Here is a 359-nt window from a genome sequence, read left to right on the forward strand (position 1 = left end):
AAACGCGACGGTGCCTACAAGGGCGGTAAACAGCGGTTTGATCGGAACCGAATTAGGGCCTTGTGGGGTGAAGGTCATGGCCCCGCTGGCATCGCAAAACTGATCGGCTGCTCGAGAATGCAGGTCTATCGTATTCTAAATGAATAGTCGGCCGATGAGTCTTCGGAGGATCGGCCTCGGCCGAAACTGAAAGGTCTGGCTAGTACGTCTCGCGACCTGTCCTGACAAGCATGGCGCCGCCGCTGAAAGCGCTCGCCGCGAGTGTCAGCGCAACCGCCTTTTGGCTAACGGGGGATTCTTCGTCGCTCGACCAGTAAGCAATGTGTTCGCAGACTGCGCTGGTGGCTGTTAGACCTCCC

At 57.9% G+C, this 359-nt stretch carries 1 protein-coding gene; it reads left to right on the plus strand.

Annotated elements, in window-relative coordinates:
- The first annotated feature begins 51 nt into the window (after positions 1-51).
- A complete protein-coding gene (locus tag EN852_RS36600) occupies positions 52-147 on the plus strand; it encodes a helix-turn-helix domain-containing protein (protein ID WP_348643534.1) in 96 nt (31 codons plus the stop codon).
- The last annotated feature ends 212 nt before the right edge of the window (positions 148-359 follow it).

Origin of the sequence: Mesorhizobium sp. M2E.F.Ca.ET.209.01.1.1 (assembly GCF_004010375.2) — a bacterium.
Taxonomy (GTDB): domain Bacteria; phylum Pseudomonadota; class Alphaproteobacteria; order Rhizobiales; family Rhizobiaceae; genus Mesorhizobium.